18 protein-coding genes are annotated in these 22,143 nt (G+C 73.0%); 8 read left to right on the top strand and 10 right to left on the bottom strand.

Features of this window, described 5'->3' with window-relative positions; translation table 11 throughout:
* Positions 1–42: 42 nt before the first annotated feature.
* Positions 43–1,266 carry a threonine--tRNA ligase gene (thrS, locus tag ACQEVU_RS55570; protein WP_433339311.1) on the bottom strand — a complete coding sequence of 408 codons (1,224 nt, stop codon included), beginning with the start codon at positions 1,264–1,266 and terminating at the stop codon, positions 43–45.
* Between the two features lie 197 nt (positions 1,267–1,463).
* Here thrS and ACQEVU_RS55565 point away from each other — a divergent pair, with 197 nt between their 5' ends.
* The gene (locus ACQEVU_RS55565; protein ID WP_433339310.1) at positions 1,464–2,276 is read left to right on the top strand and encodes an Fpg/Nei family DNA glycosylase; all 813 of its coding nucleotides are present in this window, start codon (positions 1,464–1,466) and stop codon (positions 2,274–2,276) included.
* The gene (locus ACQEVU_RS55560) at positions 2,249–2,791 is read left to right on the top strand and encodes a 2'-5' RNA ligase family protein (protein ID WP_433339309.1); all 543 of its coding nucleotides are present in this window, start codon (positions 2,249–2,251) and stop codon (positions 2,789–2,791) included. Before ACQEVU_RS55565 ends, ACQEVU_RS55560 begins: the two co-directional genes overlap by 28 nt.
* Here ACQEVU_RS55560 and ACQEVU_RS55555 read toward each other — a convergent pair.
* Complete coding sequence (locus ACQEVU_RS55555) at positions 2,788–4,191, bottom strand: NAD(P)H-quinone dehydrogenase (RefSeq protein ID WP_433339308.1); 1,404 nt, start codon at positions 4,189–4,191, stop codon at positions 2,788–2,790. The genes ACQEVU_RS55560 and ACQEVU_RS55555 overlap by 4 nt on opposite strands.
* Before the next feature lie 387 nt (positions 4,192–4,578).
* Between ACQEVU_RS55555 and ACQEVU_RS55550 the strand changes: the two genes are divergently transcribed.
* Complete coding sequence (locus tag ACQEVU_RS55550) at positions 4,579–5,034, top strand: gamma-glutamylcyclotransferase family protein (RefSeq protein WP_345124357.1); 456 nt, start codon at positions 4,579–4,581, stop codon at positions 5,032–5,034.
* A 171-nt stretch (positions 5,035–5,205) separates the two neighbouring features.
* On the opposite strand, the gene ACQEVU_RS55545 is transcribed toward ACQEVU_RS55550, so the two are convergent.
* From ACQEVU_RS55545 to ACQEVU_RS55530, 4 genes are all read right to left on the bottom strand, one after another.
* The gene (locus ACQEVU_RS55545) at positions 5,206–6,384 is read right to left on the bottom strand and encodes a GNAT family N-acetyltransferase (protein WP_433339307.1); all 1,179 of its coding nucleotides are present in this window, start codon (positions 6,382–6,384) and stop codon (positions 5,206–5,208) included.
* Positions 6,385–6,423: 39 nt separating this feature from the next.
* Positions 6,424–7,173 carry an SCO6745 family protein gene (locus ACQEVU_RS55540; RefSeq protein ID WP_433339306.1) on the bottom strand — a complete coding sequence of 250 codons (750 nt, stop codon included), beginning with the start codon at positions 7,171–7,173 and terminating at the stop codon, positions 6,424–6,426.
* An 82-nt stretch (positions 7,174–7,255) separates the two neighbouring features.
* Positions 7,256–8,068, bottom strand: a complete 813-nt coding sequence (locus tag ACQEVU_RS55535) for a hypothetical protein (protein ID WP_433339305.1) — start codon at positions 8,066–8,068, stop codon at positions 7,256–7,258.
* Positions 8,069–8,078: 10 nt separating this feature from the next.
* Positions 8,079–8,711 carry an MBL fold metallo-hydrolase gene (locus tag ACQEVU_RS55530; protein ID WP_433339304.1) on the bottom strand — a complete coding sequence of 211 codons (633 nt, stop codon included), beginning with the start codon at positions 8,709–8,711 and terminating at the stop codon, positions 8,079–8,081.
* A 114-nt stretch (positions 8,712–8,825) separates the two neighbouring features.
* On the opposite strand from ACQEVU_RS55530, the gene ACQEVU_RS55525 reads away from it, so the two are divergent.
* A complete protein-coding gene (locus ACQEVU_RS55525; protein WP_433339303.1) occupies positions 8,826–10,049 on the top strand; it encodes a DUF4349 domain-containing protein in 1,224 nt (407 codons plus the stop codon).
* Here the strand turns inward: ACQEVU_RS55525 and ACQEVU_RS55520 are convergent.
* Positions 9,967–12,291, bottom strand: a complete 2,325-nt coding sequence (locus tag ACQEVU_RS55520; protein WP_433339302.1) for a hypothetical protein — start codon at positions 12,289–12,291, stop codon at positions 9,967–9,969. The two genes, ACQEVU_RS55525 and ACQEVU_RS55520, sit on opposite strands and share 83 nt — an antisense overlap.
* A gap of 47 nt (positions 12,292–12,338) precedes the next feature.
* The gene (locus tag ACQEVU_RS55515) at positions 12,339–13,847 is read right to left on the bottom strand and encodes an amidohydrolase (protein ID WP_433339301.1); all 1,509 of its coding nucleotides are present in this window, start codon (positions 13,845–13,847) and stop codon (positions 12,339–12,341) included.
* A gap of 677 nt (positions 13,848–14,524) precedes the next feature.
* On the opposite strand from ACQEVU_RS55515, the gene ACQEVU_RS55510 reads away from it, so the two are divergent.
* The gene (locus ACQEVU_RS55510; RefSeq protein WP_433339300.1) at positions 14,525–16,294 is read left to right on the top strand and encodes a serine/threonine-protein kinase; all 1,770 of its coding nucleotides are present in this window, start codon (positions 14,525–14,527) and stop codon (positions 16,292–16,294) included.
* Positions 16,295–16,313: 19 nt separating this feature from the next.
* Positions 16,314–17,924 (top strand): phospho-sugar mutase, encoded by a 1,611-nt coding sequence (locus ACQEVU_RS55505; RefSeq protein ID WP_433339299.1) that lies wholly within the window; start codon positions 16,314–16,316, stop codon positions 17,922–17,924.
* On the opposite strand, the gene ACQEVU_RS55500 is transcribed toward ACQEVU_RS55505, so the two are convergent.
* Both ACQEVU_RS55500 and upp read right to left on the bottom strand, forming a co-directional pair.
* Entirely contained in the window at positions 17,921–19,006 is a 1,086-nt protein-coding gene (locus ACQEVU_RS55500; protein ID WP_433339298.1) for a glycoside hydrolase family 26 protein, read from the bottom strand. The two genes, ACQEVU_RS55505 and ACQEVU_RS55500, sit on opposite strands and share 4 nt — an antisense overlap.
* A gap of 90 nt (positions 19,007–19,096) precedes the next feature.
* Positions 19,097–19,738 carry a uracil phosphoribosyltransferase gene (upp, locus tag ACQEVU_RS55495; RefSeq protein ID WP_433339297.1) on the bottom strand — a complete coding sequence of 214 codons (642 nt, stop codon included), beginning with the start codon at positions 19,736–19,738 and terminating at the stop codon, positions 19,097–19,099.
* A gap of 25 nt (positions 19,739–19,763) precedes the next feature.
* Between upp and deoC the strand changes: the two genes are divergently transcribed.
* Together deoC and ACQEVU_RS55485 are read left to right on the top strand one after the other, a co-directional pair.
* Positions 19,764–20,696, top strand: a complete 933-nt coding sequence (gene deoC / locus ACQEVU_RS55490) for a deoxyribose-phosphate aldolase (RefSeq protein ID WP_433339296.1) — start codon at positions 19,764–19,766, stop codon at positions 20,694–20,696.
* A 3-nt stretch (positions 20,697–20,699) separates the two neighbouring features.
* Positions 20,700–22,130: an aldehyde dehydrogenase family protein gene (locus ACQEVU_RS55485; protein WP_433339295.1), complete on the top strand. Its 1,431-nt coding sequence runs from the start codon at positions 20,700–20,702 to the stop codon at positions 22,128–22,130.
* Positions 22,131–22,143: the final 13 nt, after the last annotated feature.

The following is a 22,143-nucleotide window of genomic DNA, read 5'->3' as shown; positions in this document are numbered from 1 at the left end:
TGGAGAGCGCCGCGAGCCCCGCGCCGATCTTGCGAAGAACCTTCACACGGAGACAGACGAACCGGCCGCTCCCGCGTGTTTAGGCGGCCGGCACACCGAAATCAGCCGCTCCAGGGCCGCGTCCACCGGGAGCTGCGACACCGCGCCGTCGCGGGAGCGCAGCGAGACGGAGCCGGCGGCGAGCTCGTTCGCGCCGATCACGGCCACGAACGGGACCTTGCGCACCGAGGCGTCGCGGATGCGGGCGGCGAGGCTCCCGGCGTACACCTCCTCGATGCGCAGGCCGAGCGCGCGGCAGCGATCGGCGAACTCCCGCCCGGACGCGTCGCCGACCGGGAGGACCTCGACCTGCACGGGCGCGTACCAGGCCGGGAACGCGCCGTCGTGCACCTCGATGAGGTGGGCGAACAGGCGCTCCATGCTGCCGGCCGCGCTGCGGTGCACCATCACCGGGCGGCGGCGGGCGCCGTCGGCGTCCACATAGGACAGATCGAAGCGGCCGGGCATGAAGTAGTCGACCTGCACGGTGGCGAGGGTGCTCTCCCGGCCGGCGTAGTCGCGCAGCTGGATGTCGATCTTCGGCCCGTAGAACGCCGCCTCGCCCTCCGCCGCCTCATAGGGCACATCGGCCGCCTCGAGCGCGCGGCGCAGCACGGCGGTCGCGCGGTCCCACATCGGCGGGTCGTCGACGTACTTGTCGCCGCCGCCGCGCAGCGAAAGCCGCCACGACGACGGCTCGAAGCCCAGCGCGGCGTGCGCCTCCTTCATGACCGACAGCGCCGCCACGATCTCGTCCTCGACGGCGTCCTCGGCGCAGAAGACGTGGCCGTCGTTGAGCGATATCGCGCGCACCCGGGCCAGGCCGCCGAGCACGCCGGAGCGCTCGGCGCGGTACTGCCCGCCGATCTCGCCGATGCGCAGCGGCAGCTCGCGGTAGGAGCGCCCGCGCGAGCTGAACACCGCGGCGTGATGGGGACACAGGCTCGGGCGCAGGACGAAGGCGTTGTCGGCGTCCAGGGCCATCGGCGGGAACATGTCGTCGGCGTAGTGCGGCAGGTGGCCGGATCTGTAGTACATCTCCGCCTTGGCCAGCGGCGGGGAGTACACGTGCTGGTAGCCGTGGCAGCGTTCCAGGTCGAGCAGGTAGTCCTCGACCGCGCGCCGGGCGGCCGCGCCGCGGGGCAGCCACAGGGGCAGCCCGGCGCCGACGAGCGGATCGGAGTGGAAGAGCTCGAGCTCGCGCCCGAGCCGGCGGTGGTCCTGCATGTCGCGGTCTCCTTCGAAGAGGCCGGAGCGACGCGACTCGGGACACGAAAAAGCTCCGGAGCGCATCGCCCCGGAGCAGAAGCTGAACGTCGGTCAGCGCCGCCGGGGAAGGCCCGGCGTCGTCGTGGACAGTGCGCTGCGACTCACGTCACCAACAATAGCGTGCCGCCCGCGCGGCGACCCGGTATAAACGGTCGGTGCCCGAAGGTCACACCATCCACCGCCTCGCCGAGCGGCACCGCAAGCTGTTCGCCGGCCGCCCGGTCGCGGTCTCCAGCCCGCAGGGGCGCTTCGCCGCCGACGCGCTGCGCGTCGACGGCCGCCCGCTGGAGGACACCTCGGCGCACGGCAAGCACCTGTTCCACCACTACGAGGGCGGCCCGGCGATCCACGTCCACCTGGGCCTGTACGGCAAGTTCGCCGACGGCGACGGCCCGGCCCCCGCCCCGGTCGGCGAGATCCGCATGCGGATGGCCAACGGTGAACACTGGCTGGACCTGCGCGGCCCCACCGCCTGCGAGCTGCTCGACCCGGCGCAGGTGGATGCCCTGCGCGCCCGCCTCGGCCCCGACCCGCTGGATGAGGGCAGCGACGGCGACCTGGCGTACCGAATCATCAAAAGCTCGACCCGTCCCCTCATGGCGTTGCTCATGGACCAGGCGGTGGTCGCGGGCGCCGGGCTCATCTATGTGACCGAGTCGCTGTTCCGCGCCGGCCTGCCCCCGACCACGCCCGGCACGAAGCTCGGCCGCCGCCGCTGGGACGCCATCTGGCAGGACCTGCGCACCCTCATGCGCGCCGGCGTGGCCGAGGGCCGCATCGACACCGTCCACAGTGCACACATGCCGGAGGCGATGGGCCGGGCGCCGCGCGTGGACCGCCACGGCGGCGAGGTGTACGTCTACCGGCGCACCGGCCAGCCGTGCCTGGTGTGCGAGACCCCGGTGCGCACCGCGGTGCTCAACGCCCGCAACGCCTACTGGTGCCCGCGCTGCCAGAGGGCGCGCTGATGGTCGCGTCGGTCGAGATGTACCTCGACGAGCGCTCGACCCGCCGCATCCGCGTGCTGTGGGAGCAGCTCGAGGAGATGGGCGTGCAGACCCTGGCCACCCCGCATGAGGGCCGGCACCGCCCGCACGTCACGCTCGCCGTCGCCCGGCAGCTCGACCCGGAGGCGGTCGCCGAGGCCCTCGCCGGGATCCGGGTCGCCGAGCCGCTGCGGATCAATTTTCAGTACAGCGGGGTCTTCGTCGGCCGCGTGGTCTTCCTCGGCCCGGCGCCGACCCCGGAGCTGGTCGCCCACCAGGCCCGCGTGTGGTCCCGGCTGGACGCGGCCGGCATGGAGACGCTGCCGCTGTACGCCCCGGGCGAGTGGGTCCCGCACTCGACCGTGTCGATGCGGGTACCCCGGCCCTTGCTGACCGAGACGCTGCGCCGCTGCCTGGAGTCCCTGCCGATCGACGCCACGGTGACGCGGGCCGCCGTCGCCGACTACGCCCGCGACATCTTCCAGGAGATTCCCTAGTCCTCGTCGTGCTGCATGAGCTGGCGCGCGGCCTCGGCGATCGACCCGGAGATCGACGGGTAGATCGTGATCGTGTGGGCCAGCTGGTCGACGCTCAGGTGGTTCTCCACCGCCATCGCGATCGGCATGATGAGCTCGCTCGCCTTCGGGGACACCACCACGCCGCCGACAACGAGCCCCGACGCCGGCCGGCAGAAGATCTTCACGAACCCGTCGTCGAGCGCGTCCATCTTGGCCCGCGCGTTGCCGGCCAGCGGCAGCATGACGGCCCGCGCCGGCACCCGCCCGCTGTCGATGTCGGACTGCGTGATGCCGACGGAGGCGAGCTCGGGGTCGGTGAACACGTTGGCCGCGACGGTGCGCAGCTTGAGCGGCGCGACCGCCTCCCCCAGCGCGTGCCACATCGCGATGCGCCCCTGCATGGCGGCGACGCTGGCCAGCGGCAGCAGCCCGGTGCAGTCGCCGGCCGCGTAGATCCCCGGCACGTTGGTCCGCGAGACACGGTCGACGGTGACGTACCCGCCGGGCGCCACGTCGACGCCGTACTCCGCGAGCCCCAGCTCCCCCGTCTGCGGCACCGACCCGACGCACATGAGCACGTGGGAGCCCTCGACCGAGCGCCCGTCGGCCAGCTCGACCACGACCCCGTCGGCCGTGCGCCGGGCGGCCGAGGCCCGCGAGTTGTTGAGGATCGTCATGCCCCGGGTGCGGAACACGCGCTCGATCGCCATCGCGGCGTCGGGGTCCTCGTGCGGCATGACCCGGTCGCGGCTGGAGACGAGCGTCACGTCGACGCCCATCGCGAGGTACGCGGAGGCGAACTCGGCCCCGGTCACACCGGACCCGACGACGATGAGCTTCTCGGGGAGGCTCGGCAGGTCGTACACCTGCCGCCAGTCAAGGATGCGCTCCCCGTCGGGCGCCGCGGTCGACAACACGCGGGGCGTCGCCCCGGTCGCGATCAACACGGTCGAGGCCGCGATGTCATACGGAGCGTCACCGTCGGCCGGGCTGACCCGGATCTTGTGAGTGTGACCGAGCGTATCCTCACCGAGGCGCGCAGTGCCCGTGACGAACTCGACGCCGGCCTTGACGAGCTTGGCGTGAATGTCGCCCGACTGCGCGGCGGCGAGCCGCTTGACCCGCCGGTGTACGGCCGGCCCGTCCACCCGCACGTCCGGCCCCTCGGGCCCGATCACCCCGAACGCCTCGGTGTCGAGGTGGGCGGTCACGACCGAGGAGCTCGCGATGAACGTCTTCGAGGGCACGCAGTCGTGCAGCACGCAGGCGCCACCGGCGCCTTCCGCCTCGATCACGGTCACCTGGGCGTCGAGCTGCGCGGCGACGAGCGCCGCCTCGTAGCCCGCCGGGCCACCTCCGATGATCACGATCCGGCCCACGCCAGCCACCCCTCCTCGGCCTTTTCTTCAGTCGTATTCTCCCTCGCCCCTCAAACCCGCCGCGCCAAGCCCCCGATTCGACCCCAACCTCCTGCCTTTTATGTGAGCGTTGCCCCTCGTGTCCGCATTGCCCTCGGTGCGGCGACCCTGCGGCGCGAACTATGGCCGAACGACGTAGGGAGTGGGCGATTTGCACCCCCGCACGACCGCGGTCAGCGCGTTCCCCCGCGGTGCCGGCCCGGCGACGAGGTCCGCGTTGTCCCTCGTCAAACACTCGCGCAACACAGACCCCAACCGAACGGTGTATGGCGCGCCGACGAGTGGATCCGAATCCGACACGCTCGGCAGTATTCTCTCGCGCACCCGGTCGGGTTTATCGTCATCGCCGTGCGTCATTACGCCGCGTATGGCTCGAACCTGGACCCTGCCCGCATGCGGGCCTACTGTCCGTACTCGCCAATGATCGGAACCGGCTGGCTCGAGGGCTGGCGCCTGACCTTCGCCGGCGAGGACGTCCTGGGCTGGGAGGGCTCGGTCACGACGATCGTCGAGTCGCCGGGCGACCGGGTCTTCGTCGCGCTGTACGACGTGCACCCCAACGACGAGAAGCAGCTCGACGAGGTCGAGGGCGCCCTGGCCGGCACCTATCGCAAGCTGCACCTGCGCGTGGCCACCCTGGACGGCGAGGAGACCGCCTGGGTCTACGTCTTCAACGGCTACGAGGGCGGCCTGCCCACCGCGTGGTACCTGGCCGAGATCGCCAACGCCGCCGCCAAGGCCGGCGCCCCCGCCGACTACCTCGACGCCCTGCGCGCCCGCCCGACGAAGACGGCGATGCCCTAAGCCTCCACCGCCCGCTCGCAGAGTTCGGCGCCGAACGCGAGGCTCATGCCGGGCCCGCCGTAACAGCGACGCTCCCACACTCCACCGCCCGCACGTAGAGGCCGGCGCCGACGCTCATGGCCATCCGGTGGTGGGGCTGCGGGTGGCGGAGACCGATGTGACGGCGACACCCTACGGCTCCACCGTCCGCTCGTAGAGGTCGGCGCCGAAGGCGACGCTCATGCCGAGCCCGCTGTAGAGGCTGTACGCCCCCGTCGGGTTGGTGAGGTCGACCCCGAGCCCCGCGCTGGTGCGCCCCTTGGCGGCGTAGATCGCGAAGGCCGCCCGCAGCAGCGCTCCCCCGACCCCGTGGCGCCGGTGCTCCCGCAGCACCGCGAGGTTCTTCACCCACCCCTCGTCGTTGCCGCGATCGGCCGATTGCAGGACCCCAATGATCTGTCCGGAAATTTCGGACACGAGCCACTCGTCCCAGCTGATCGACGGCAGGGCGGCCAGCGACTCCCGCCACGCCTCATAGCTCACCGGCTGAAAGTCGGGCGTGTCGGCGAACGCGGCCTGCAGCACCTCGTGAAAGCGGCGCATCTCGACCTCGTCGTCGGCCCGCACAACCCGCACCCCGGGCACCGCCTCCCCACCGTCCGCCCGGACGCCGGTCGCTCCGGAGGCCAGCTCGTCGCCGCCAGCGGCGACGCCGGTCGCCCCGGGGGCTGACTCCTTGCCGCCCGCGGGCACGCCGGTCGTCCCGAGGCCCGACTCCTCGCCGTCCGCTCGGACCGGATCCACCTCAGCGGCCCCCGCCGCTCCCCCGCCCTCCACGCGCGCCGTCTCCCCGCCGTCCGCGGGGACGCCGGGCGCTGCGAGGGTGGGCTCGTCGGGGCCGGTCAGCGAACGGGTCATGCGCGCGTGCCGCTTGCGGAAGACGAACCCGCGCTCCGTCAGCGCCGCGATGTAGTCCAGCTCGCTGGCCACCGCCCCCGCCCGCAGCGTGACCCGCGGATGGCCGGCCTCCCGGGCCCGCTCCGCCACCCGCGGCAGCGCCAGGTCGAGCAGCGGGCCATACGCCTCAGCGCGCCCGGGCGCCGCGTAGACCTCGACGTTCTCCCGGTCGCCGCGCTCCGGATTGTCGACATAGGCCCAGGCCGAGGGCGCCCCGCCGGGGTCGAACGCGAGCCAGGAGTCGCGGGCCGGGTCCTGGTTGGGGGCGGTCAGCGTCGCCACGACCTCGTCCTCGGTCCAGTCCGGCTCGCCCAGCGTGGCCTCGTCGCCGGCCCGCGTCACGGTCAGGATCGCCGCCACGTCGCGCAACGTGCAGCCCCGAACCGTCCACCCCGGGCACCCCTGCAGCTCCATGCCGAGAAACCTAACCCCGAGGTATGACAAAAACCCGAACTACGAAGGCAGGGCCTCCTTCACCGACTGCACGGCGGCGTCGAGGAGGTTGACGAGCTCGGTGCGCTCGGTGGGGCCCAGGGCGCGGAAGGCCTCGCCGGCGATGCGGTCGGTCAGGGCCTCGGCCCAGCTGCGGCGGCGTACCAGGGGCTCGAACGGCGGGTACGGCGGCTGCCAGCCGAAGGCCGTCGCCTCGGCCTCGCCCTCGGGGCCGGAGATGATCGCCTCGAGCGGGGTCAGGCCGCTGGCCCGGATGGCCAGCAGGTGGGCGGCGCCGCGGTGCTCGCGCAGCAGGTGGGCCAGGACCGCGGCCCGGGCGCCCGGCGAGTCGTCCGGCAGGGGCATCGCCCGCCAGGCCGCGAACAGGGGCATGCCGGCCGTCTCGGCGCTGACCACGACCCGCTCGGCGAGCTCGACGAGCTTGGGCAGCGCGTAGAAGCTCTCGAGGTGCTCGCGGCCCCAGCGGCAGCACTCGTCGAGGTTGTCGGCGGCTATCTGCTCGGGCGGCGCGACCTTGCGCGCGGCGTCCCAGCCGTCCTGGACGGCCTCGGGCGCGATGAAGCCCAGCGCGGCGGCGACGGTGTCGGCGCGCACGTCGCCCAGCGCACCGCCGCGGCCGGCCACGTAGAAGGCCCAGCCGGTCAGGCCGATCTGCCGGGCGCGCCGCATGGTCTTCGGGTCGTCGCTGAAGGCGCCGCCCAGGACCAGGACCGCTTGCTTCGCCGCCGCGGCCGCCTGCTCGGGAGTCACCCGGGTCATTCTGCCAACCCGCATGGATCACGGTGAAGGTACTCGTTCGAGGAGTAGCCATGTGCGCGAACGGACGAACGGATCAGCCCAGGTCGGACAGCGCATCCTGGGCGAGTTTGACCCGCTTCTCGGCCTGGCGGATCGCCTTGTCGGCGGCGGCGACCGCCCGCTCGGCCTCGGCCTTCGCGTTCTCGGCGTCGGCGAGCACCTGCAGCGCCGTCATGAGCTCCCGCCGGGCCTGCTTGACCGCGCGGGCGTGCTCCTCCTCGGCGGCGCGCCGCTCCTCCTCCCGGCGGCGCGCCTCGGCCCGCCGCTCCCGCTCGGTTGCGTCGGGCGCGGACCGGATCGGCGTGACCTTGGCCGAACCGGCCGCCTCCGCCGGCTCCGCCGCCTCCGCCTCCGGGGTGCCCTGCACCAGCCGCAGGTTGGGGCGCGGGGTCTCGCCGAAGCCCGTGTACTCGAGGGCCTTCGTCAGGCGCCCCTCGCGTACCGCCGAAGCCACCTCCGCATCCGCCAGCGCCGCGGCGAACGTCGCCTCCACCTCGGTCATCGGCAGGTTGCCGCGCGCGCCGCCGGCCAGCCGGGCCGCCTCGCGGGCCAGCGCCGTCACCGTCTCGCGCCGGCGCACCGACAGCTCGCGCAGGTCGGCGCCGCGCAGCTCCCGCTGGGCGGCGCGCAGCTGCTCGGCCAGGGCCAGCAGGTCGGCGACGAGGTCGGGCCGCTCGTGGGCGAGCCGGTTGACCAGCCACGCCGCCACGGTCGGCTTGCGCAGCTTGGCCAGCGCCGCCGCCCGTGCGGTGTCGCGGGCCTGCCGGGCCTTGGCGATCTCCTCGCCCCGCAGCGCGATGAACTCCTCGGGCGGCGCGGAGTACAGGCGGGCGATGGCGTCATCCATGCGGACAACGCTAGATGGAGCTGCCCGGTTCGAGGCGCTCGTAGTGCGTGCCGGACAGGCGCGTCATGTGGCCGGTGACCATCTGCTGGCCGACGTCCACGAGCAGGCTGTCGTGCAGGGCGAAGGCGCGCTCGGGCTTGACCGCCCGGGCGAAGTCGACCGCCTCGGAGAGCTTGAGCCACGGGGCGGAGACGGGCACGAACAGCGTCGCGACCTCCTCGGACGGCACGTGGAACGAGTCGCCGGGGTGGTAGATCGGGCCGCCGGGGGCGTCGATGACGAACCCCAGGTTGACGATCCGCGGGATGTCGGGGTGGATGATCGCGTGCTGCCCGCCGTGGGCGCGCACCGTCATGCCGGCCGCGACGAAGGTGTCGCCGGGGTTGACCGCGTACTTGTCCGCGTCCACGTCGGTCAGCTGGTCCTCGACGTCGGGGTGGGCATAGACGACCAGCGAGGGCTGGCGGGACGCGACGCCGCGAAGCCGGTCGATGTCGATGTGGTCCATGTGCTCGTGGGTGACGAGCACGGCGTCGGCGCCGTCGAGCGCCTCGGGCTCGCTGAACACGCCGGGATCGATCACCAGTACGCCGCCTTCGTGCTCCAGGCGCAGGCAGGCGTGCGTGTACTTCGTGATGCGCATCCGGTGACCTCCTCGTGGCAGAACCGTGACCCAGGCGGATGGAACCGGAGCCGCACCGGCCCGCGTCCGAGGTGGTGTTTCCGGCTTCCGGAACGACCCTACCCAGGAGGCGTCATGTCAGTCAGGCGCACGACCGTGTTCCTCGCGGCGGCCGCCACCGCCGTGGTCCTCGCTCTGAGCGGCTGCGGCAGCTCCGGCAAGAGCGATTCGGCCAGCTCCGCCGACCGGCCGGCCGCCCCGGCCGCGGCGGACAACGGGGCCGCCGGCGCGGGCCCGGCCGACCAGCGCCAGCTCCAGGCCGGGGGCCAGGGCCAGGAGAAGGCCGGCGGCGAGGCGCAGAACCAGGCGCAGAGCGGCACCGAGCAGAAGGCGCCGGACAACATCGACACGAGCGAGCGCGCGATCATCTACGCCGGCACGATGACGGTGCAGGTGAAGGACGTCAACGAGGCCGCGGCCAAGGCGATCGCGTTCGCCACCGGCGCGGGCGGCTTCGTCGGCGGCGACAACCGGCAGATCAACGGCGACAGCTCGACCGCGACGCTGACGCTGCGTGTGCCGGCGGCGAAGTTCTCGGCCACGTTGGATCAGATCAAGACGATCGGCGACGAGGAGAGCCGGCAGCTTTCCGCGCAGGACGTCACCGACCAGGTCGTCGACGTCGAGTCGCGGATCCAGACGGCGCAGGCCAGCGTCGATCGCATCCGGGCGCTGCTGGCCCGGGCGCAGACGATCTCCGAGATCACCTCGCTCGAGTCGGAGCTGTCGCGGCGCGAGTCCGACCTCGAGTCGCTGCAGGCCCGCAAGCGCCGCCTCGACGGGCTCACCGCGCTGTCCACCATCACCGTGTTCCTGCACGGGCCGCACGCCCCGGCGGTGTCCAAGGAGGACACCGGCATCCTGGTCGGCCTGCGCCACGGCTGGGACGCGTTCGTGGCCTCGCTGCGCGTCGCGCTGACGGTGCTCGGCTGGCTGCTGCCCTGGCTGGTCTTCGTGGGCGGCCCGGCCTACCTCATCGTCTGGCTTTACCGGCGGTACCGCCGGACGCATCCCCGCCCGCTGCGCCCCACGCCGGCACCCGCGCCCGCGGCGGCCTACCCCGGCCGTCCCATGCCGCCGCACGCCGTGCACCCCGTCGCGCCCGGACCCCGCTGGACGGTGCCGCCCCAACCGGCGCCGGTGTCGGCGCCGCCCGCCGATGAGCAAGGCGGACGAACGCCGGTTTCGGAGGCGGAAAACGGGGCAGAGCCGGGACCTACGCGGGCCCCTGAGGACGCGGCCCCGCACCGGTCGCAGCCTGGGGAGGAAGGGCCGTCAGGTCCCGAACCAGCCCGCTGACCACCGCACCGAACTCCGGCCGAAGCTGATAGCCGGAATGTCCGTCAACCTTGGGCGGGACCGTGTCGCCGGGCGGCATGCCGAAGCCCGGCGGGTCGACGAGCCGCACGTCATGGGCCGTCGGCGGCGCCACCGGTCCGCCGATGGGGTCCGTGTCCCGCCACAGGTTGACCCAACGGGGGGTGTGCTGGCCCGGTTCCTGCCGGGGCCGGGCCAGCACCGCGCCGCCCTCATCCGGCGACCCGCCGCCGTCAGCCGGCAAGGCGCCGGCCGGAGCCGGAGCGGGAGCGGGAGCAGGGGTGGCCAGCATCGCACCCACGTCCGACAGCACTGAATCCGTGAGGTAGGCGGGGAAGAACCGGGCGTACAACCGGCGCAATGGCGAACCGTAGGTCAGCAAGGCGGTGCGGGCCCGCGCCTCCGGCGGCAGCTGCAGCACCGTCGCGGCCACGAGCACGCTGCCCTGGCTGTGCCCCGACAGGATCACCCCGCCCTGCGTACCGGCGAGCCACGACGCCCGCCGGGCCAGCTCCGGCACGGCCCGCTCGGCGTAACACGGCGGCGCGAGCGGATGGGCGGCGCGGGGCCAGAACGTGCCCAGGTCCCACAGCACCCCGACGATGCGGCGGAAACGCTGGTAGCGGTACGCGAGCACGCCGACGAGGACGAGGGCGAGCGCGGACAGGCCGATGAGGTACGTGCCGAGGTTCACGGCGAACGACAGCACCCCGGCCGCCGCCGAGCCCGACTCGGCCAGCCGGATCGGGCGGCGCCCGGCCAGCGCGAACCCGGTCGCGGCGATCGCGCCGAGCGCCGAGGGGATGAAGACCCACACCAGCATCCGTCCGATGTGGTCGGTGACGCGGGCGTCGGCGACGGCGCGGTCGATCCGGGTGGCCCGCGCGGTGTCCTGCGCGCGGCCGCCGGCGAAGTCGGCGTCGGTCACGGCCCGGGCCTCGCGGCGCAGCCGGCGCACCAGCGGCACGCCGCCGGCGAGCGCGACGACCAGCATGATGAGCAGCATCAGGACGAACCCGGCGGCGGCCCACTCGTAGGCCGGCGGCGGCTCGAGCCGCGGCTCGACGGCGTAGTCCTTCGTGGACGGCAGCGCGCGGCGGTCGAGGAAGTCGGCGACCCGGTACGCCAGGCCGGCCGCGAACGCGACGGCGACGCCGAGCCCGGCGCTGGCGATGAGCGGGCCGGCCAGCCCCTGCAGGAACGTGCCGCGCGGGCGGGCGGCCAGGACCACGCCGCCGAGGACCACCATGAGCAGCACCTGCACGGAGAACAGGCCGGTGACCGTGCCGCCGAGGATCGGCATCCGGCCGGTGGCCGGCCACGGGTCCGGGACCAGCAGCGCGTAGGCGAGCGCGAGGACGGTGAGCGCCACCGCGGTGTGGCTCAGCAGCCGGGTGAGCGGGCGGGCCCAGCGCGCCGGGTTGTCGCGGTCGACGACGGGCGTGGCCGCGACGGAGACGACGCAGGCCAGCAGGATCAGGGCGGTCGCGCCCGCGAGGGTGTACGCGGTGGCGTCGCGCCGGTGCGGCAGCAGGACGGCCAGCAGTACCGCATCCAGGGTCCCGAAGGCGAACGCGATGTGCAGGGAGCGCAGCCGTCCGACCAGCGGGGCGCCGTTCCAGAAGCACGGGTGGGCCAGGCCGTCGCCGTCGCCGTCGGTCGCGGCCGGGAACGCCTCGTAGCGCTGCCACGTGCGCCGGCCGAGGAACCACAGGAAGGCGATGGCCAGCACGGGCACCAGCGCGCTCGCGGCGAGGCGGCGAGGCGTGGTGGCGAGGAAGCCGTCGGCGAGCGGGGCGAGGTACCAGCGGCCCTGCAGGCAGTGCGGCAGCGCGGCGCACTGCCAGCCGACGAGGTCCATCGAGATCTCGACGAAGGACAGCACGAACGAGCCGGTCATGCTCAGCGCGAAGATGCGCGTCAGCGCCCGGATCACGGCCCGCGGGCCGGCCTTGGTCGCCGGGCGCAGCCAGAGCGCGACGTTGGCCAACATGAACGGCAGCAACAGCAGCCACAGCGCGCGGGCCGCGGCGCCGGCGGTGAGGTTGCCCCAGCGGTACGCCTCGAGGGTCGCACCCCCGGGGCCGGTGACGGCGCCGTACTCGGCCCGCGGGCGGAAGAAGCCCGCGTCCTTGTCGCCGGCGACCCGGCGCAGCAGTGGACGGTCCAGCACGTCCTCGGCCGGTGAGCCGGTGACGCCGTGGACGCGCAGCTCGGTGACCACGCCTCCGGATTACCAGAGGCGGGCCCCGAAGTCTGTCCGAAAGGTTCCTAGAAGGCGCCGGCGCTGAGCGCGGCCAGGGCGGTGTGCACCATGATCCGCACGCCGTGGCCGATCGCTCGCTCGTCGACGTCGAACGCCGACTGGTGGATGTCGAACTTCGTCTCCGCGCCGGGCACGCCGACGCCGAGGCGGATCATCGAGCCGGGGATGCCGTCGAGGTAGAACGCGAAGTCCTCGCCGCCCATGCTGATCTCGGCCTCGACCACCCGGTCCGGGCCCAGGGCAGCGCCGGCCGCGCCCGCGATGATCGCGGTGGCGAGCCGGTCGTTGACGACCGGCGGGACGCCCCGGGTGTAGGTGACCTCGACGTCGGCGCCGGTGGGCGCGATGACGTCGTGGACCAGCTTGGTGACGAGCTCGGGCACGTCGCGCCAGGCGTCGCGGCTCAGCACGCGGATGGTGCCCCGGGCCACGCCCTCGATCGGGATCGCGTTGGCCGCCTCGCCGGCCCGCACCGCGCCCCACACCATCGACACGCCGGCCCGCGCGTCGAGCTTGCGGTCCAGCAGCGACGGCACGTCGACGAGGATGCGGCCGAGGGCGTGCACGAGGTCGGCGGTCAGGTGCGGCCGGGCGGTGTGCCCGCCGCGCCCGGTGAGCCGGACCTCGATCTTGTCGGCGGCCGCGGTGAAGGGGCCCGAGCGCACGCCGACCAGGCCGACCGGCAGCTGGGGCGCGCAGTGCAGGGCGAAGATCGCGGCGACGTCCTTGAGCCCGCCGGCGGCGATCACCTCGGGCGCGCCCGAGGGCATGGTCTCCTCGGCCGGCTGGAACAGCAGCCGCACGCGGCCCGGCAGCTCGTCGCGCTCGGCCAGCTGCGCGAGCGCCAGGCCGGCGCCGAGCAGCACGGTGGTGTGCACGTCGTGGCCGCAGGCGTGGCAGACGTTGTCGACGGTCGAGCGGTACGGCACATCCTTGGTGTCCGGCAGCGGCAGCGCGTCGAGGTCGGCCCGCAGCGCGATCACGCGCTCGCCGTAGCCGATGTCACACATGACGCCGTTGCCCTTGGGCAGCATGCGGGGCGAGAGGCCGGCGCGGGTGAGCTCGCGGGCGACCAGCGCCGCGGTCTCGAACTCGTGGCCGGACAGCTCCGGGTGCGCGTGGATGTGACGACGGATCGCTACCAGCTCGGCGCCGCGGGAAGCCAGCCAGCGGTCCAGCTGGCCTGGGAGTGGGTCGGCCCCGGGCGGCGTCTCGGGCCACCCCTCGGACAAATGCCCGGCCTTGGACGACCCGGACGACGACTTCAACTTACCGACCGGGCGCGCCGCCGTGGCGGCGGTCTCGGTCAGTGTCAGCGCTCTCGTCACGGTGTGTTCTCTATTTCGGTCTAATGGAGCGGCCCGCCCCATGCGTGCCATGGACAGACTAACCGGGTCAAGGTGACGGAGCGCAACATCATTCTCGTGATGTTGATATAGCTGAGTGTCACTGGGACCCGCACAGAGGCGCGAATCAGCAGGCACGGCCGGGATGGCGGCTTCAGCACCGGACACGTACCCCTCACCTCCTGCAACGAGTGACCGGCGCCACGGTCACGTGGTGTCGCGATAACTTTTTCACAGTGGCGCATCCAAAAGCGTCGCCGCTGTTCGACGCACAGTGACGGAAGACGTCGCAGGGTGGCACGAAGCGGCGACCCGCCGGCGTACCCCTCGTCCGTCAATTCGGCACTGACCAAGTGAAATCCAGGAAACCTAGTCCGCCGATGTTCCATCGAGGTTTCCGTCACCTGCCTAGACGCTCCATCCAGCTGTCCAGGTTCCCCGGATGAACGAATTCAATCCTGCGACGGTCCGTAGGGCGACATGATCGGCACCCTCGGTTGCTCACGGGTCACGGTACGGTGAAGGAGCGGACCCCACCTTTCTTAACCGGGCGCGAGCACGCAAGATAGTGGGGCGAGAAGTCAACCTCCCCCTCCCATGACGGTTTACTGCCTGTGACTCAGCTTCCGACGTGGCATGGCGAGCCCCTGCCACCCACCGGTGCTCTGGCCTCGGCCGGGGCCGGGCGCGAACCTGCGCGCGGCTCCGACTCTCCCTCCAACCCACCCGCCCGCGAGCCACGCGAGCCCGGGTCGACCGCGCCCCCGGTTCCGGGGCAGCGGGCGGCGCCCGGCGTCGTCATCGGGGGCCGGTATGCGCTGCGCACCGCGATCGGTCACGGCGGCATGGGAACCGTCTGGCGCGCCAGCGACACGCTGCTGCGCCGCGACGTGGCGGTCAAGGAGGTGATCCTGCCGCCCGGCCTGGCCCCCAGCGACCGCGACGCGATGTACCAGCGCACCCTGCGCGAGGCCCGCGCGGCCGCCGCGCTGTCGCACCCTGCGGTCGTGCAGGTGTACGACGTCGTGACCGAGGCCGGCCGGCCCTGGATCGTCATGGAGCTGCTTCAGGCGCGCAGCCTCGCCGAGATGATCGTCGAGGACGGCCCGCTGGCCGCCCGGGCGGTCGCCAAGATCGGCATCGCGCTGCTGGGCGCGCTCGAGGTCGCTCACGCCGCCGGTGTACTGCACCGCGACGTCAAGCCGGCCAACGTGCTCATCTGCGGCGACGGCCGCTGCGTGCTCACCGACTTCGGCGTGGCCCGCATGCCCACCGACAGCGAGCTCACCACGCCCGGCATGGTGCTCGGCTCGCCGCACTTCATCTCGCCCGAGCGGGCCATCGGCGCGAAGTTCGGCCCGCCGAGCGACCTGTTCTCCCTCGGCGTCACGCTCTACACCGCGGTCGAGGGCCGCCCGCCGTTCGACCGGCGCGACCCGTTCGAGACGATGCGGGCCGTCGTCGAGGAGCCCCCGGCGCAGTCGATGCGCGCGGGCCCGCTCGCCGGCGTGCTCTACGGGCTGCTGGAGAAGGACCCGGCCCGCCGGTGGAACGTCGACACCGCCCGCGCGGTGCTGCGCGACCTGCTGGCCGGCCCGCTGGCCAGCAACGCCCCGGCGCACATGACCGACCCCTACGCGGTGGTCCGCCCGCAGCACCAGCCGACGATCGTCCACCCGCCGCAGCCCACCGGCCAGATCGGCGGCCGGGCCATGATGGCGCCCGGCGAGACGGTCAGCGGCGCGCTGCGGCGCATGCACTCCGGCGGGCCCGCGGCACCGGCGGCCGGCGCCCAGGGCACCGAGCTGGAGCGCACGGGCGCGGACCAGTACAACGCCTACGCGCCCGAGATGGAGCGCACCGGCGCCGACAACTACAACGCGTATGCGCCCGGCTACGGCCAGGACGACTGGGCGCAGGGCCCGCCGCCCCCGGCCCCGAAGCCCGGCGCCGGCGACGTCGTGCGCCAGTTCACCGCCAAGGCCAAGGCCGCACCGGGCTGGGCCAAGGGCGCGGTCGCGGCCGGCGTCGTGCTCGTGCTGGTCCTCGGCATCGGCGCGGCGACCGGGCTGTTCGGCGGCGGCGACGGCGACAACCAGGGCAAGGGCCCGGCCGGCCAGGCCTCCAGCGCGCCGGCCAAGCCCACCTTCGACGTCGAGGCGTTCACCCACCCCGGCGGGATCACGGTCAACGTGCCGAAGGGCTGGAAGCAGACCAGGCTCGGCAACGCCAGCGCGCCGTACTTCGACATCGTCGACCCGAACGACGGCAACCGCCGCATCCGGGTCAACATCGAGAAGTCCGGCAACGGGCCGAAGGCGTTCCTCGAGTCGGCCGAGAACCGGCTCAAGTCGACCCCGGCCAGCTGCGAGCAGCCGTATGCGCGGGTCAACCTGACCGAGGACAGGCTCGACGGGCAGCCGGCGGAGATCCTCGAGTACACCTGCGGCTCCGGCGACAAGCTGCGCCACGCGCTGTGGAATGCGGTCGTCGTCGGCGGCAAGGCGTATCACTTCTTCGTCACCGTCCCCGACGCCCGGTTCGCCGAGAGCAAGGCGATCTTCGACGAGATGGTGAGCTCATTCAAGCTGACTACGCCGTCGAGCGGTCCCTGACCCGTGTTATGAAGGGCGGGTGACCTCCCTTCGCGAGACGGCCGAAGCGTGGCTGGCCGACGATCCCGATCCGGCCAGCCGCGAGGAGCTTCGCGCGGTGCTGGACGACGCTCCCGAGCTGGCCGACCGCTTCGCCGGGCCGCTGCGGTTCGGCACCGCCGGGCTGCGCGGGCCGCTGCGCGCGGGGCCCAACGGCATGAACCTGGCCGTGGTCCGCGGCGCCGCGGCCGGCCTGGTGCGCTGGCTCGCCGACCAGCAGGCCGGGCCCGACGACCGGCCGCTGGTCATCGGCTACGACGCCCGGCACGGCTCGCACGCGTTCGCGGTGGAGACGGCCCGGGTCGTCACCGGGTCCGGCCGCCGCGCGCTGCTGCTGCCCCGGCCGCTGCCCACGCCGGTGCTCGCCTTCGCCGTGCGCCGCCACCGGGCCGCGGCCGGCGTCATGGTCACGGCCAGCCACAACCCTCCGCAGGACAACGGTTACAAGGTGTACCTCGCCGACGGCGCCCAGCTCGTCCCGCCCGCGGACGCGGGGATCGAGCGGGCCATCCGCGAGGTCGGGCCGCTCGCCGAGGTGCCCCTCGGTGGGCCGGGCGAGGTGCTCGACGAGGCCATCGTCCGCGAGTACGTCGACGCCGCCGTCGGTGTCGTCGACCCGGACGTGCCGCGGGAGCTCGCCGTCGCGTACACCCCGATGCACGGCGTCGGCCGCGAGGTCTTCACCGCGACGCTGGCCGCGGCCGGATACTCCGCCCCCTTCGTCGTCGCCGAGCAGGCCGAGCCGGACCCCGACTTCCCCACCGTGGCGTTCCCCAACCCGGAGGAACCGGGCGCGATGGACCGCCTGCTCGCGCTCGCCGCGCACGAGAGCGCCGACATCGCCATCGCCAACGACCCGGACGCCGACCGCTGCGCGGTGGCCTACGAGCGCGACGGCCGGTGGCATCAGCTGCGCGGCGACGAGGTGGGCGCGCTGCTGGCCGACCACCTCATGCGCCGCGGCGTGCAGGGCCGCTACGCGACCACGATCGTCTCCTCGAGCCTGCTGTCGCGCATGTGCGCCGAGCGGGGGCTGCCCTACGGCGAGACGCTGACCGGCTTCAAGTGGATCGTGCGGGCCGGCGACGACCTCGTCTACGGCTACGAGGAGGCGCTCGGCTACTGCGTCGCCCCCGGCATGGTGCGCGACAAGGACGGCATCACCGCCGCGCTGCTGGTCTGCGAGCTCGCCGCCGGGCTCAAGGCCGAGCTTCGCACGCTCGGCGACCGGCTCGACGAGCTCGCCCTGCAGTACGGGGTGCACGCCACCGACCAGCTCTCGGTGCGGGTCGAGGACCTCGGCGAGATCGCCGAGATGATGGCCACGGTCCGCGGCCGGCCGCCGGCGGACCTGCTCGACGAGCCGGTGACCGCGATCGAGGACCGGCTGCCCGAGTCCGACGTGCTCATCCTGCGGGCCGGGACCACCCGGGTCGTGGTCCGCCCGTCCGGGACCGAGCCCAAGCTCAAGGCGTACCTCGAGGTCGTCGAGCCGGTCGCGGGCGGCGACATCGCCGGGGCCCGCGAGCGCGCCGCCGCCGCCCTGTCCGCGCTGCGCACCGAGACGGCGGAGGCGCTCGGGCTGCGCTAGAGCGTCACCGAAAACACGCCGGACTCGGCGAGCTTCTTGAACTCGCTCAGCGCGGGCTCGGACGAGTCCGGCCGCGTGTCGCCCTTCGGGGCGTTCGGGGAGTCGAAGTACACCAGCGCCCGGATCGCCGGGAACCGGCCGAGCTGCTGGGCGACGGTCGAGAAGATCCACGCCTTCTCGGCCGGGTCGTGCTCGTAGACGCCCCACTCGGCGACCATCAGCGGCTTGTTGCCGTGCTCGCTCGTCACCCAGGAATAGAAGCCCGGCCATTTCGCGGGATTCGACGTGTGGTCGACGAGATAGGAGAAGTCGCCGTATCCGTACCCGCCGGGCCGGGCGTACAGGTAGGGATCCATGCCGATCCAGTCCACGACGTCATCGCCCGGATAGAGATCGGCGAACCAGTCCTTCTCGCACCAGGGCTCGTACGCCATGTAGACAAGCACGAACACGACGTTCGTGACGCCGTCGGCGCGCAGCCGGCGCACGGTGTGGCGGAACATCGCCGCATAGTCCTCGGCCGTCATGCCGCCGCCGGAGCGCACGTCGTTCTCGGGCTCGTGGTGCAGCGCGAGGAACATCGTGCCGGGGAACGCCTTGAACCGGGCGGCGGCGCGGTCGATGCGCGCATCCTGTCCCCCGGCGGCCACGTCGGCCCAGGTCGTGTTCCAGGCGACCTTCCAGTTCGCGAACAGGATGCGTTTTCTGGGCTGCTGTACCGCCGCGATCTCCTCGGCCGTCGGAAAGACCTCGTCGCCGCGGTGGTACGAGTGCAGAATGTCGGCCGGCCGCCCGGTGGTGCGCTCGAAGTTGACCAGCGCCCGGCCGGGGGAAAGCCCGGTGAACGCACCCGGCGCCACGCCCCACAACAGCCCGCAGGTCGGCACGAGCTTGCGGTCGAGAACGCAGCGCCTGGTCTTTTCCGGCTGCTGTGTCACCGCCGCGTTCAGGCCTTGTCCGGCTTGCGCCGATGGTGCCGCCGGTTGCGCCGGCAATGGGCCGGTCTTGCCGGAGGCGATCGCGCCGGTGCCGCCGAGGCTGATCAGCGCGGCCGCGACGAGCAGGTACTTTCGCAGTTTCATCGCGGGCCAACGTAAGCCGGACCCCGTTCACCCGTTCAAGGGTGCGGCCGCCGTAATCCCTCGTTACGGCGACCGGAATTAAGCGGCCCTTTAAGAATCGCCGAACCGCGGCATGCCGCCGAACTGGCGGTCGCCGGCGTCGCCCAGGCCCGGGACGATGAACATGTGCTCGTTGAGCCGCTCGTCGATCGCCGCGGTGACCAGGCGCATCGGCAGGCCCGAGTTGGCCAGCCGCTCGATGCCGGCCGGCGCGGCCAGCACGCACAGCACGGTGATGTCGGTGGCGCCGCGGTCGACCAGCAGCCGCACGCAGTGCTCCAGCGAGCCGCCGGTGGCCAGCATCGGGTCGAGGACCAGCACCGGGATGCCGGACAGGTCGCGCGGCAGCGACTCCATGTAGGCCCGCGGCTCGAAGGTCTGCTCGTCGCGGGCCAGCCCCACGAAGCCCATGGACGACTCGGGCAGCAGCGCCAGCGCCGAGTCGGCCATGCCCAGGCCCGCCCGCAGCACCGGCACCAGCAGCGGCGGGTTGGCCAGCCGGGTGCCCTCGGCCGTCGCGACCGGCGTCTTGACCGGGAACTGCTCGGTGGCGAACGACCGGGCGGCCTCGTAGACGAGCATCGTCGTCAGCTCGGTCAGCGCGGCCCGGAAGGAGCCGTTGTCGGTGCGCTCGTCACGCATCGCGGTCAGCCGCGACTTGGCCAGGGGGTGATCCACCACGAGTACGTCCACGAGCCGACAGCCTAGTATTTGGGACATGACCCTCACCGCCGAGGTCGCGGGCTCACGAGGCCTCCGGACCTTCCTGCACGGCCTGCCGGGAGTCGACCAGGTCGGCGCCGAGCAACGCGCCGCGATGCTGGGCACCCGCTCGATCAAGACCACCGCCAAGGCCCAGGCCCTCGACCTGGCGATCCGCATGGTCGACCTGACCACGCTGGAGGGCTCCGACACGCCCGGCAAGGTGCGGGCCCTGTGCGCGAAGGCGGTCCGCCCGGACCCGGCCGACGCGACCTGCCCGAGCGCCGCCGCCGTGTGCGTCTACCCGGCCATGATCAGCGTGGCCGCCGAGGCGCTGCGCGGCAGCGGGGTGCACCTGGCCAGCGTCGCGACCGCGTTCCCGTCCGGCCAGGCGCCGCTGTCGGTGAAGCTCGCCGACACCCGGGCCGCCGTCGCCGACGGCGCCGACGAGATCGACATGGTGATCTCCCGCGGCGCGTTCCTGGCCGGCCGCTACGACGAGGTCCACGACGAGATCGCCGCCGTGAAGGAGGCGTGCGGCGACGCGCACCTCAAGGTCATCCTCGAGACCGGCGAGCTCGCGACGCTGGACAACGTGCGCCGGGCCTCCTGGCTGGCGATGCTGGCCGGCGCCGACTTCATCAAGACCTCCACCGGCAAGGTGCAGCCCGCGGCCACGCTGCCGGTGACGCTGGTCATGCTGGAGGCGGTGCGCGACTTCCGGGCCGAGACGGGCCGGATCATCGGCGTGAAGCCCGCCGGCGGCATTCGCACCGCCAAGGACGCCATCAAGTACCTCGTGCTGGTCAACGAGACCGCCGGGCCGGACTGGCTGGACCCGGACCGGTTCCGCTTCGGCGCGTCCACGCTGCTCAACGACCTGCTGATGCAGCGCACGAAGCTCGCCACCGGCCGCTACAGCGGCCCCGATTACTTCACTTTGGACTGAGCCGTGGACTTTTCCTACGCCCCCGCGCCGGAGTCGCGCTCGATCGTCGACATCCGCTCGTCCTACGGCCTGTTCATCGGCGGCGAGTTCGTCGACGGCAAGGGTGAGCCGTTCAAGTCGATCAACCCGGCCAGCGAGGAGACCCTGGCCGAGGTCGCCTGCGCCGACGCCGCCGACATCGACGCCGCGGTGATCGCGGCCCGCCACGCCTACGACACGGTCTGGGGGCCGATGCCGGGGCGGGAGCGGGCGAAGTACCTCTTCCGGATCGCCCGGATCATCCAGGAGCGCTCCCGCGAGCTGGCGGTGCTCGAGTCGCTCGACAACGGCAAGCCGATCCGCGAGTCGCGGGACGTGGACGTGCCGCTGGTGGCCGCGCACTTCTTCTACTACGCGGGGTGGGCCGACAAGCTGGCGTACGCCGGATTCGGCCCCGACCCGCGCCCGCTCGGGGTCGCCGGCCAGGTCATCCCGTGGAACTTTCCGTTGCTGATGCTTGCCTGGAAGATCGCTCCGGCCCTCGCCGCCGGCAACACGGTGGTGCTCAAGCCGGCCGAGACGACGCCGCTGAGCGCGCTGCTGTTCGCCGAGATCTGCCGCCAGGCCGACCTGCCGCCGGGCGTGGTCAACATCGTCACCGGCGCCGGCGAGACCGGCCGGCTGCTCGTCGAGCACCCCGGCGTCGACAAGGTCGCCTTCACCGGCTCGACCGAGGTCGGGCGGGCGATCGCGCGGTCGGTGGCCGGCACCCGCAAGCGGCTCACCCTGGAGCTGGGCGGGAAGGCGGCCAACATCGTCTTCGACGACGCCCCGATCGACCAGGCCGTCGAGGGCGTGGTCAACGGCATCTTCTTCAACCAGGGCCACGTGTGCTGCGCCGGCTCCCGGCTGCTGCTGCAGGAGTCGGTCGCCGAGGACTTCCTGGCCGTACTCAAGCGGCGGATGGCCCACCTGCGCGTCGGCGACCCGCTGGACAAGAACACCGACATCGGGGCGATCAACTCCGCCGCGCAGCTGGCCCGCATCCGGGAGCTGTCGCAGGTCGGCGAGCAGGAGGGCGCCGAGCGCTGGTCGGCCCCCTGCGAGCTGCCCGACCGCGGGTTCTGGTTCGCCCCGACGATCTTCACCGGGGTGACCCAGGCGCACCGGATCGCCCGCGAGGAGATCTTCGGGCCGGTGCTGTCGGTGCTCACCTTCCGCACCCCGGACGAGGCGGTCGAGAAGGCCAACAACACGCCCTACGGGCTGTCGGCGGGGGTGTGGACCGAGAAAGGTTCACGGATCCTCAACATCGCGGACCGGCTGCGGGCCGGGGTCGTGTGGGCCAACACGTTCAACAAGTTCGACCCGGCCTCGCCGTTCGGTGGGTACAAGGAGTCGGGCTACGGCCGCGAGGGCGGCCGGCATGGGCTGGAGGCCTACCTTGAGCACTGAGTCCACGATTGGA

The sequence above is a fragment of the Dactylosporangium sp. CA-139066 genome (assembly GCF_050936175.1).
Taxonomy (GTDB): Bacteria; Actinomycetota; Actinomycetes; order Mycobacteriales; family Micromonosporaceae; genus Dactylosporangium.
The sequence above is the reverse complement of the archived record's forward strand: the minus strand, read 5'-3'. Positions and strand labels throughout refer to the sequence as shown.